The following is an 11,479-nucleotide window of genomic DNA, read 5'->3' on the forward strand; positions in this document are numbered from 1 at the left end:
TCGTTTTATACATGAACAGGCTGATCATGTTTTTGCAGCTTCTGTTCTGATTTCACAAAAAATTTCTCTAATATAATCGCCACCAAATAATAAATAATAGCAAGTGCGATATATACCTCCACTGCATGAGCCGTTGCAGCGATAATGGTATCTCCTCTTCCCATCATATCCATCACACCAATGGTAAAGGCTAAAGACGTATCTTTTAAGGACCCAATCACAAGGTTTCCAAAGTTAGGAAAGGCTACAACGAGAGCTTGCGGCAGCACAATTCGAGTGAACGTTTGTTTTCCGCTCATTCCTATACTATACGCTGCTTCAGTTTGCCCTTTATCTACACTATTAATGGCACCTCGCATCATTTCAGAAAAAGACGACGCCGTGCTCAGTGAATATGTGATAATCACAAATACAAGCGGAGCCATTCTTGAAACGTCAATATGAATCAATTGTAAAAGGGCAGGTATTCCGTAAAAAACTAAAAATAATTGAATTAAAATAGGCGTCCCCCTCATAAAAGAAATATAAACTGCTGCTATTTGACTTAACACCGGCACTTTATAAATACGAGGCAGCGCAATAAACAACCCTAAGGTACTGCCAATCACAAGTGAAGCAATTAAAATCCAAATTGTAATATGCAAATAAGACAATAATTGAGGAATAGAGGTAAAAATCAGCTCTATATCAAATGCTTTTCCCATCTTTTTCTCTCCTTTGTTTCCCTCTGCAGGTAGCGAAAGGACCCAAGTTCAAGGCTTGGGTCACAGTAAGTGCTTTAGTTATTTCCAGCTGCTTTTGTATAATCTTCTCCCAGCCATTTTTTGCTTAATTTTGTCAATGTTCCGTCTTCTTTTATTTCTTTTAGCGCTTTATCCACATCTTTTTGTAAACCTGTTTCATTTTTGCGAAGCATAAAATATACTTTTGAATTTGAAATAGCAAGCCCTACAACTTTTTGCTCTGCGTCCGCTTGTTTATTGACAAAGTCAACTGCAAACGGCGTACTAATCGTGGCATCTGCACGCCCTGTTTTCAGCTGCGTTTTTGTATCATCAGATCCTTGGCCTGAATAGACGATGTTAATTTTATTTCCATGTTCTTTGTTATACTTATCGATTAAATTAGCAGAGTTACTCGTTGCTCCTACAATTACCTTCTTACCACTCAAATCTTTAATTGATTTAATTGACGTATTTTTTTCATTTACAACTACATGCAGCGGAAAGATATTATAAGGTTCTTTATTAAACAGGAACTTTTGTTTTCTTTCTTCATTCACTTCCATCTGATGGGCGACCAAATCAATTTTGTTGGATTCCAAGCTTAAAAGTAAATTAGAGAAATCCATCGTTTTAAATTCAAACTTATAGTTTGGAAGACGTTTGTCTATTTCTTTAACAAGCTCTACATCATACCCTGTTAGATTTCCTTTATCATCAAGAAAGCAAATGTTCGGAAATTGCGTACCCGTTCCTACAATAATTTTTTGCACTTTGTCTTTGCTTGCGTTAGCTGCTGTTTCTTTATTAGATGTTCCGCAAGCGGCTAATAATAAAAGAAGTGATAAAAAGATAGCTGTCAGCTGTAGTTTTTTCATGTGTTTGGTCCCTCACTATGTCTCAAAATAATTTATTGTTTTAATGAATGAATAAAATGGATGTTTCAGCTATTTAACCATTGGTGAATAGTCTTTAATCAACTTTTCTATTTGTTCATAATCTTTTTCAATGACTCCTTTAAACTGCCTCTTATCTCCAATTTCAACGACCGGTACATGACGAATACCGTATTTAATTTCAAGTAGATCTCGCAAATAATCTTTTCCTTCTACATCGATACTTTTATATTGATAGCCTTTTTCATGAAAATATGTTTTTAGTTCTTCGCAATGATGACAACCTTTTCGATTCCATAATAAAATTTTTACTGACATGGTTTCTCCTCTTTTCTTTTAAATTGTTAATTGGCTTGTTGTAACTCTTTGTGTTTTTCTACCTCATATCTTTCGGGATGTAAGATTTTCCTTAAGAATACGCCTTTTCCTTCTTCTCCTTGATCGACTTCAAAAAAGCGTTCATACCCTTTTCTTTCATACATAGGAATCAACCATGGGTGCTGATCAGAAGTAGCTAATGTAACGGCAGGAGCCCCCAGTTGATCTCGAATAACCGTTTCTTCAACCCACGTTAAGAGTTTAGAACCTACTCCTTTCTTTTTAACCAAAGGATCTACCGCAAACCACCATAAGAAAGGCCAGTTCGTTATTTCTCTATACGTTCTTGCTGTAATCGTAGCTACGATTTTTTCATCACTTTCCAGTACGTAGCAGCGGCTGTTTTGAATGTTTTCTTTGACAAGTTCAATCGTTGCCGTCGCGGCAGGAAACTTAATTCCTAGCTTTCGAATCGGCTCATATGCTCGAAGCGTTAAATCTAACAGCTCTTCAGCATCTTCTACGGTTGCTAATCGAAATAATTCACTCATTTTCTTCACCTCATTTTATAAATGTTTGAAGGGATAGATTACCTTTGTAAATCAGCTCATCCACCGCTTCCTTTAAACGACTTTTGGCATTCGCATTGTTAATACCTGTAGAAGCGACGTATTCATGCAGCAGAAAAAGACTGCTGAGCCAAAAAGGTCTACCTAAAAAAGACGCTAAAAGCTTTAAATCATACTTAGCTTTTAGTAAAGAATTCACATTTTCACCAATAAGAATTGGCAGAATTATTTTTTTATGCAATAAACCTTCTGGCAATATTTTTGTTAGCCGTTCAAAACACTGTACGTATGTTTCATTTACTCCAGATAACAGAACGACAATACTTTTAGCTTGGTTCACTTTTGAAATACATGCCTTTACTTCTTTCTGCGCTTCCTGCTTCAAAGCGTGTACATCATGATACAAAATAGCTTCTGCGTGCACGCCTTTTGAGGTTAAGCAAGCTTCTAGCTCATCTTTCACTGAGGCTATTTGTTGATAATTATGAGAGCTTCCGTTATATAAAATACATACATCGCTCACTTTATTCCCCTCCTTTTTACAGCAAAAAGGCTCCTGGAGTTTCCTCAGGAGCCTTTGGTAGACCAATCAGCTTTAACTGTTTCTTTGATAAAACCGGAGAATGAAGTGAAGTGTCTTTGAAACATACTCACTTAATTCTTATTTATCCAAGTTGTTTTATCGGCTTTTCTGTTTGATGATTCAACTATATAGCCTCAAAATGGCAAAGTCAACTTATTTTTCAAAAAATATTTTTCTTTCAAAAAACTCTTTTCATCTGGAAAATCCTTTGCTAAAATTAATCCCAATTATTCTTACCTTTTTTATCAACTTTAAGGAGTGTTTTTAGTGAAATTAAGTATTTTAGATCAAAGCCCACGTTATGAAGGTGAGCGTGCTGAAGATGCATTTCAGCATACTATACAATTAGCCCAGCTAGCAGAAGAACTTGGCTACCACCGCTTTTGGGTAGCGGAGCATCATGACTCTGAACATGTTGTAGGATCATCACCTGAAGTGTTAATTTCTCACCTGCTCGCTAAAACGCATCATATCCGTATCGGCTCAGGCGGTGTTATGCTTCAGCACTACAGCCCTTATAAAGTAGCAGAAAATTTTAATGTTTTAGCCTCATTATCTCCAAATCGCATCGATCTTGGAATCGGTAGAGCACCAGGAGGACTACCTCATTCTACTCAAGCCTTGCAACAAAACTCTCAGCCCACTAAGTCCTTAACAGACAAACTGATAGCACTTAAACAATACCTAAACGATACGCTGCCAAAAGATCACCCTCTTTACGGTTTAAAAGCCTATCCAAGGCCGGAAAAATCAGCAGATATATTTTTACTGGGAGCAAGTGCTTCAAGCGCAGAGCTTGCGGGTTCATTAAACCTTCCTTATGTATTTGCTCAATTCATTAATGGTGATCAAAAAGTGCTAGAAGAAGCGATTTCTGTCTATAATCAGCACGTTTCATCCCATGCACGCTCGCTTGTCGTTGCGCTTTCCGTCATCGTAGCGGACACCTTAGAAGAAGCAAAAACATTAGCATCCAGCACAAAAATATTTAAAGTATACTTACAGAATGGCAAGTCCGCTACACTAGGCTCCAAAGAAAAAGCGGAAGAGTTTGGTCAACAGTCCAAAGAAAGCTATCGAATTGAAGAAAAAGAAGCAAACATTATATACGGTACAAAAGAAACCGTTCGTCAAAAACTTCAAGCTTTGAAACAGGCGTTTTCTATTGATGAATTTATCATACTTACTGCTATTCAAAATTTCGAACAAAAAAAGCGATCTTACACGCTCTTAAAAGAAGCTTTCCACAAAGGAAACGCGCAGAAAACCAATGAAACTCTAGCTGCTTACTAAGCTAGAAGCTGGGACAAAAGAATTTTAGCCGACGTAAAAAAACGAACAAATAATTAAATTTCTGATTATTTGTTCGTTTTTTTTATTATTAAAATAAATGTAGCTTTCATGTGTTTAGTTGCTTCTAGCTGTTGATTGAAGGGCAAGACGGAGACTCCTGCGGGAAAAGCGAAAAGAATGAGACCCCGCGGAAAACGAAGTCTTGCACGGAAATCAACAGCGATGTAACAAGTCATCCATACTAGATCATCTAGCCCATTTGTTCGTCTATAGATTCGAGTGATTTCGTTATGTCCCATTTTCTTTGTTTGCTTTATTTACGAGGAGTTCAAACAAAGTATACGCATGCTTCTTTTTTTCAAAAAATCATTAAATTGAATCAAACGTTTTTTTATAGTACCATATGAAGATATGAGTCTAGTAGAAGAAGGGAATTTACAAATATGCCTTACAAAATGATTGTTTTAGATTTGGATGATACACTATTATGCGATGATCACACTATTTCTCCGCGCACGAAAGAAGCTTTAATGAAGGCGCAAGAATCAGGAGTGAAAGTTGTACTTGCTTCTGGACGACCAACTTACGGAATGGTTCATATCGCCAAAGAACTGGAGTTAGAAAAGTACGGAAGCTTTATTTTATCGTTTAATGGGGCAAAAATCATTAATTGCCTAACAAATGAAGAGCTATTTAGCAGCACATTATCTCCGAGAACCGTTGCACGTCTTAACGATATTAGCCGCGAAGAAGGCGTTTTAATTCATACGTACGTTGGAGATGAAATTATAACCGAAGTAGAAAATAAATTTACGGATATTGAAAGTGATATTACAGGTCTGCCAATCCGTGTTGTTTCATCTTTTACTGCTGCCGTTACAGAACCTGTTGTAAAAGTACTCATGCTTGCAGAACCGGAAATGCTGGTTCACGTTGAAAAGAAACTTCAAAAGCAGCTTCAAGGAGAGCTAAGCGTAATGCGATCTAAACCATACTTCCTTGAATTTACAGAAGAAGGCGTCACTAAAGGGACAAGTCTCCACTTATTAATTCAACAGCTTGGCATTACACGCGATGAAGTGATTGCCATTGGCGACAGTTATAATGATCTTGCCATGATAGAATTTGCTGGACTTGGCGTAGCAATGGGAAATGCTCCTGAAGATATTAAAGAAAAAGCCAACCACGTAACAGATACAAACATGAACGACGGTGTGGCAAAAATTGTGGAAGAATTTATTTTAAAACCTGTTAGCATTTCATAAGACAAAAAAAGCAGCTCGCATGACACGAGCTGCTTTTTTGTTTTGATTTTATACTCCTAAAAGTTTCATAAGAAGCGTAGCTAAAATAACTGTGGAAGCGCCTCCAAGTCTTGTTGCTACTTGAGCAAATGGCATAAGTGACATACGGTTGGAAGCTGATAAAATCGCTACGTCTCCCGTACCTCCTAAACCGCTGTGACAGCCGGTTACAATTGCAGCGTCTACAGGATGCATTTTCATCATTTTGCCTACAAAATAACCCGTTGCTACCATAGCAATAACAACTGCTGCACATACGACTACATAACCTGGTGTAACAATTTTCACTACATCTTCAAGAGGGATATACAAAATTCCTAGCCCTACCATTAACGGCCATGTTAAGCTCGTAGAAATGAATTTGTACATGTGATAAGCACCTTGCTCCATTTTAGCAGGCATTACTTGTAAACATTTGACTAGCGTTGCCGCTACGATCATTAAAACTGGACCTGGAATTCCTAAAAACTTATGTGCTAAGCCTCCGAAAATAAAGAAACTACATGCAATTAAAAGACCTGCGCCCATTAACGAAAAATCTACTGGTTTCTTGATATTTGTATCTTCTGAGATGCCATCTCCGCCTTTTGTCTTCACAAGAACTCCATTGCCTGTTAATTCTGGCTTTTTCTCTCCTAGACGTTTCATTAAGCCAGCACATACGATAGCAACGATGTTTCCAATAACAGCAGCTGGAATCATTTGCGACACAAAAGATTCAGCTGAACTACCTAAAATTTGAGAATAAGCAAGTGAGAGTGGTAAAATACCTTCACCAATCCCTCCTCCAATAATTGGTACAACAATATAGAAAAATGTATGTTTTGCTCCGTAACCAAATAATATCCCAACAGCTACGCCTGCAGCTACAGCGGCTAGCGTACCTAATACAAGCGGTACGAACATACGTGTAAAGCCTTGAATTAAAACTTTACGGTTCATACCAAGAATACTTCCGGCTACTAAACAAGAAATATAAAGGTATAAAAAGTTTGATGTTTTCATCAAAGTTGTTACCGCTTCCATAGACGCGGGATTTAAAACATTATAAAAAACTAATACGGAAGGTACAAGCAGTGATAAAATAGCTGGTCCGCCAATATCTTTTAAAATCGGAATTTTTAATCCTAAATCACCAAGCAGCATTCCCATTACCATAATAATCGCAAATCCGCCAATCATATCTGGAGGAAGCTCGTTGTAAACGGCCGCTCCATATACAATTAATGCAAGTAAAACGTATAGCGGCAGAGGAATAACTCCTACTTTAATATTGTTGAGTCGGTTCCAAAAACCCTTATTTTCAGGCTGTGAATCTTGAGTAAACGTTTCCAATTTACGTGCTGTATTCATCTCATAACCCCCTGTGGTTCTAATATAGAGAATCATACACAAGTTTTAAAAAACTATATACGTTATGTAACTTAAGAATTCTTTTTGTAACTAAAAAAAGCACAGCTTCTTTTTTCAGAAGCTGTGCTTTTTCTATCTAAAAATTAAGCATTTACTGTTTCTAAAGCTTTAATTTCTTTGTATGTTGGTTCCCACATTGCTGCTTTTACTGCCGCTTTAATATCTGATGGAACTTCTTTTGCAACGCCATCTTTAATTGCTGCGTTAGCAACCGCTAAAGCAACGTTATATGATACTTCACGTAATTCTTCTACGCGTGGTAGTAATGAAGCGCCTGGTTTGCTGCTGTCTACCATCTCAGCTACAGCGTGTGCACATGCTGCGAACATGCTGTCTGTAATAACTTCTGCTTTTACCACGATTGATCCAAGACCAAGACCTGGGAAGACAAAAGCATTATTAGATTGACCAATTTCATATTCTACACCATCGTAGTTAACTGGTTCAAATGGACTGCCAGTTGCTACAAGTGCTTTTCCTTCTGTCCAATTTAATAGATTTTCAGGAGTAGCTTCCGCAAGCGGAGTCGGATTTGACATTGGTAAAATAGCTGGGCGTTCTACATGCTTCGCCATTTCTTTTACGATTTCTTCTGAGAATGCACCTGCTACACCAGACGTACCAATTAAGATTGTCGGCTTAACTTGTCTGACAACTTCTAAAAGAGAAATTTTGTCTTCTTCACGATTCCAGTCCTTCACTTCTTCTGCTTTTCGTGCATAAGGCGTTTGGAAACCTAATAAGTCGTCCATGTCATCTGTTAAAAGGCCTCGGAAATCGACTGCCCAGAAGTTTTTGTATGCTTCATCTTCTGTGATCCCGTCTAATACCATTGCATCACGTACTTGATCTGCAATACCGATACCTGCTGTACCTGGTCCAAAGATTAAAACACGGTGGTCACGAAGTGGCATTTTAGACACTTGAACTGCTGAGAAAATAGCGGCAAGCGTTACGGCACCTGTTCCTTGAATATCATCATTAAACGTTAGAATTTCTTTTCCGTACTTGTTAATAATTTTACGAGCATTTACATTACCGAAATCTTCCCAGTGTAACAGTGCATTAGGGAATATTTCAAGAGATTTTGAAATGAATTGATCTACGAAATGATCATAGCGCTCACCGCGGATACGTTCATGACGGTTTCCGATATATAAAGGATCATTTAATAATTTTTCATTGTTTGTTCCTACATCAAGAACAACTGGAAGTACTCTGCTTGGATCAATTCCTGCTGCAGCTGTGTACACGGCTAATTTACCGATAGCAATATTAATACCACCCACGCCCCAGTCACCAATTCCTAAAATACTTTCTGAATCTGTAATAACCATTAAATCAATGTCTTCACTATTTGCATCGATATTTTTAAGAGCTTCTTCAATGCCTTCTACATTATCGATTGACAAGTATACACCACCCGGACGGCGATATTCATGGCTGTATTCTTGGATTGCTTGTCCAACTGTTGGTGTATAAACAACCGGAAGCATTTCTTTTAAGTGATCTTGCAATAAACGATAAAATAATACAGCATTACGGTTCTGTAAATCGTTTAAATACACATTCTTACCAAGGTTATCTGCCTGAGCTAAAAATTGCTCATATGCACGTTTTGCCTGCTCATCTAAAGTTAAAGTCATTGGAGGAAGTAAACCTTCTAATCCCAACGTTTTACGCTCTTCTTTTGTAAAAGCTACTCCTTTGTTTAACATTGGAGCTCCTAAAATTTCTTTCCCACGTAAAGTCGTTTCAATTGTTTCATTATCTGCAAAAAATACGTTGCGCATACGACTATCTTCCTTTCTGTAGACTTGTATGACAAGCATACAAGTTGGTTAGATTTAAGTAATTGATAACTTATATGGATATTACTCATATTATTCAAATGTCCGTTAACTTTTTATGAATAGCTTGCTAATTCATTTGACAATAGTATATTTTATGCCTATCTATTTCTGCTGTCAACTATTTTAGTAGAGCAATTTTTTAGTTATAAAGAGGTTGAAATTTCTGAATTTAATATCTTTTATCAATTTTCTTTTTATATAGGTACTAAGAACCCTCTTTGTTCTATTCATCTCTTTTTGAAAGCTAAAATAATCCTTTAATATGGAAAAAATGTTTAATTATAAAAAATTTATTTTGAAATAATTTTAGTTTGCCTATAAAAGAATATTTTTTATTTTTTTGTCTATGCTGATTAGTGAATTACTATGAATATTCTTTCCTTTCTATCTATACATATAAACTACATAGTTCTTTTTTATAATAATGGAGGTCATTGTATGTTAAAACCAGATACAGCTATTATTTTTGGATTTCTTATCGAAGAAGCGGCCAGTCGATTAGACGATCAAGAAATTAAAGAAATTGCGGCTAAAGAGCTAGAAAATGGAGAATTGGTGTTTGAAGAAGCCAATTATTTTTATAAACGCTTTTTTATCCCTGCTTCTTCTGAATTAAGACAAGCTCTTCGCCGAGAGGTGTTATCGCTTCATTTAACATTAAATCAAATCAAAAATGCTCATGGCAACGGATCCATGTCTAAGATTGCTCATATGCATCAAATTATTGCAGAAACTGAAAAATCAACAAACGAACTTAACAGACTTTTAAATCTTGCGTTCTATGAGGGTGAAGACGATCAGACCTACGCCTCCTTCATGAATATTTTTTCAAATAAATCATAAGAAAAACCGTCCTTACGGACGGTTTTTCTTATTGAACACCTTTCATTAAACGCTGAATTTTTGGCGAAATCATTAGCACGATTACTCCTAAAATAACCGACACTCCGCCCAATGCAGCAAAATAAACAACTTGCGAAATGTTTTCATAGTATTGAACAAGCTGAGCATTGATTGCCTGCGCCGCTGCGCTTGTTAAGAACCATAAACTCATCGTTTGAGCAGAAAACGCTGCAGGTGCTAGTTTTGTTGTAGTTGATAATCCTACTGGTGATAAACAAAGCTCTCCAACTACAACTAAGAAGAAGCTTAACACTAACCAAAGCGGGCTCGCTAACGTTTCATTTCCATGAATACTAGCTGGAATAACCATGACGAGGAAAGAAAGCCCTGCAAACAATAGTCCTAATGAAAATTTCTTTGGTGTAGAAGGCTGTCTGTTTCCTAATTTCACCCAAATCGCTGCAAAAACTGGAGCAAATATAATAATGAATAACGGATTTAACGATTGGAACCAGCCAACTGGAATTTTAAAGCCGCCATACGTTAGCTGTGTATGATCTTTTGCATACGTTGCTAAAATTGTTGACCCCTGCTCTTGAATTGCCCAGAACATTACTCCAGAAATAAAAAGAGGGATATAAGCCAATACGCGTGAACGCTCATCAGCTGTTGTCTTGGGACTCTTATACATAACCACAAAGTAAATAATAGGAATAACAATCGCTAAAATACTTACAAATAAAATAACGCCTTCAACTGTTAAAATACCTGCTAAAGAAGTCAGTACAATAAAGATAGCAAGTACAACTACAGCAAATGCAATAGTACCAAATACTTTTTTGCGTTCTTCTGGTTTTAAAGGGTTTGGAACTTGTCTACCTGCACGACCTAAGGTTTTACCTCGTGTAGCCATAAATACAATTAGACCTAAAAGCATTCCTACTGCTGCGATTCCAAAACCTAAGTGATAATTATATTTTTCCCCTACTGTTGAAACAACTAGCGGTGCGATAAATGCACCTGCATTTACACCCATATAGAAGATACTAAATCCAGCATCTCGACGGTTATCAGTCGGGCTATACATATCACCTACAACGCTCGAAACGTTGGGTTTTAATAAACCTGTTCCAATAATAATTAAGAACATTGAAATAAACAGCGCTGTTACACCTGCTGGCAATGCAAGCACTAAATGTCCCAGCATAATAAATATACCGCCGTAAAACACCGTATTAGACGTACCTAAAATGCGGTCTGCAATCCAACCGCCAATAATTCCAGACATATAAACAAGGGAACCATAAATAGAAAAGATCGCTAAAGCGGTTCCTTGTTCCATTCCTAATCCACCATTTGCAATTGTATCGTACATGTACAATACAAGTAGCGCACGCATTCCATAGTATGAAAAACGCTCCCAGAACTCTGTAAAGAACAAGGTAAATAACCCTTTAGGATGTCCGAAGAATCCTTTTTGAGGAACTGTTTCATACACTTTTTCTCTCTCTACCGACATATTCCTTAACCTCTCTTTCAACCGTAAACCATCATAGACAAAACTATCAAAAAATTATGATGATATAAAAAAATAGAAACAAGAAAATTTTATTCTTATAAAATGATTCTGTCAATATCAGAATTTTACAATGAGTGCATAAAATAAGGTTTTCCATTATAAAATT

The 11,479-nt window shown here is 36.8% G+C and carries 11 protein-coding genes; 3 read left to right on the top strand and 8 right to left on the bottom strand.

The features are described from left to right. Nucleotides 1–5: 5 nt before the first annotated feature. The 5 genes from SB717_RS13030 to SB717_RS13050 all read right to left on the bottom strand — a co-directional run bounded on the left by SB717_RS13030 (nt 6) and on the right by SB717_RS13050 (nt 3,028). Nucleotides 6–704, bottom strand: a complete 699-nt coding sequence (locus tag SB717_RS13030; RefSeq protein WP_377519405.1) for an amino acid ABC transporter permease — start codon at nt 702–704, stop codon at nt 6–8. Between the two features lie 74 nt (nt 705–778). Then, on the bottom strand, nt 779–1,600 hold the full coding sequence (locus tag SB717_RS13035; RefSeq protein WP_410903877.1) for an amino acid ABC transporter substrate-binding protein: 822 nt from the start codon (nt 1,598–1,600) through the stop codon (nt 779–781). 69 nt (nt 1,601–1,669) lie between these two features. Further along, the gene (locus tag SB717_RS13040; protein WP_410903878.1) at nt 1,670–1,936 is read right to left on the bottom strand and encodes a glutaredoxin family protein; all 267 of its coding nucleotides are present in this window, start codon (nt 1,934–1,936) and stop codon (nt 1,670–1,672) included. Between the two features lie 26 nt (nt 1,937–1,962). Then, nucleotides 1,963–2,487 carry a GNAT family N-acetyltransferase gene (locus tag SB717_RS13045; RefSeq protein ID WP_074681966.1) on the bottom strand — a complete coding sequence of 175 codons (525 nt, stop codon included), beginning with the start codon at nt 2,485–2,487 and terminating at the stop codon, nt 1,963–1,965. Between the two features lie 10 nt (nt 2,488–2,497). Beyond that, complete coding sequence (locus SB717_RS13050; RefSeq protein ID WP_410903879.1) at nt 2,498–3,028, bottom strand: hypothetical protein; 531 nt, start codon at nt 3,026–3,028, stop codon at nt 2,498–2,500. A 327-nt stretch (nt 3,029–3,355) separates the two neighbouring features. Here SB717_RS13050 and SB717_RS13055 point away from each other — a divergent pair, with 327 nt between their 5' ends. Then, on the top strand, nt 3,356–4,381 hold the full coding sequence (locus tag SB717_RS13055; RefSeq protein WP_410903880.1) for an LLM class flavin-dependent oxidoreductase: 1,026 nt from the start codon (nt 3,356–3,358) through the stop codon (nt 4,379–4,381). Nucleotides 4,382–4,824: 443 nt separating this feature from the next. Then, complete coding sequence (locus SB717_RS13060; protein WP_410903881.1) at nt 4,825–5,646, top strand: Cof-type HAD-IIB family hydrolase; 822 nt, start codon at nt 4,825–4,827, stop codon at nt 5,644–5,646. Between the two features lie 48 nt (nt 5,647–5,694). Here the strand turns inward: SB717_RS13060 and SB717_RS13065 are convergent, their stop codons facing one another. Then, a complete protein-coding gene (locus SB717_RS13065; RefSeq protein WP_074681974.1) occupies nt 5,695–7,038 on the bottom strand; it encodes a 2-hydroxycarboxylate transporter family protein in 1,344 nt (447 codons plus the stop codon). Between the two features lie 143 nt (nt 7,039–7,181). After that, the gene (locus tag SB717_RS13070) at nt 7,182–8,891 is read right to left on the bottom strand and encodes an NAD-dependent malic enzyme (protein WP_410903882.1); all 1,710 of its coding nucleotides are present in this window, start codon (nt 8,889–8,891) and stop codon (nt 7,182–7,184) included. Nucleotides 8,892–9,389: 498 nt separating this feature from the next. Here SB717_RS13070 and SB717_RS13075 point away from each other — a divergent pair, with 498 nt between their 5' ends. After that, nucleotides 9,390–9,794: a hypothetical protein gene (locus SB717_RS13075; RefSeq protein WP_029714106.1), complete on the top strand. Its 405-nt coding sequence runs from the start codon at nt 9,390–9,392 to the stop codon at nt 9,792–9,794. Between the two features lie 28 nt (nt 9,795–9,822). Here SB717_RS13075 and SB717_RS13080 read toward each other — a convergent pair whose 3' ends face one another. Beyond that, nucleotides 9,823–11,313 (bottom strand): peptide MFS transporter, encoded by a 1,491-nt coding sequence (locus SB717_RS13080; protein WP_029714107.1) that lies wholly within the window; start codon nt 11,311–11,313, stop codon nt 9,823–9,825. Between the last annotated feature and the right edge of the window lie 166 nt (nt 11,314–11,479).

The sequence above is a fragment of the Priestia sp. SIMBA_032 genome (assembly GCF_046535215.1).
In the GTDB taxonomy this organism is placed as follows: domain Bacteria; phylum Bacillota; class Bacilli; order Bacillales; family Bacillaceae_H; genus Priestia; species Priestia aryabhattai.